The organism is Fructilactobacillus sp. X3R5C2 (assembly GCF_059901175.1).
This window is the reverse complement of the sequence record NZ_JBWXVC010000027.1, coordinates 1-274: the sequence shown is the minus strand read 5'-3', so window position 1 is coordinate 274 and position 274 is coordinate 1. Positions and strand designations below refer to the sequence as shown.

General features: G+C 51.1%; 1 protein-coding gene. It reads left to right on the top strand.

Annotated features, from left to right (window positions below):
• A partial coding sequence (locus AC6UD4_RS07300) for a hypothetical protein (RefSeq protein ID WP_500709648.1) occupies positions 1 to 274 on the top strand: 274 nt, incomplete at both ends.

Genomic DNA, 274 nt, shown 5'->3' with positions numbered 1-274 from the left:
CAACGAAACAGCCATATGCCTATACCTTTACGATGGGAGATACTGCGGATGAGGCGGGTTTATTAAACTTCGGCCTGGGTAATTCACTGGAGCCGGCAGCCGAACATGTGGTATCCATTCAAAATGTAATGCTGTTCGAGGTCAACCCCGGCGCAGACGAGGGTGGGCAACCTGTACATGTCAATCTCATCAAAAATGGTGACTTTACGCAAGGAACGAACGGCTGGTTCCCGTATGCGGCCAGCAATAAGCCGGAAGACTTGATGCTTAGCGC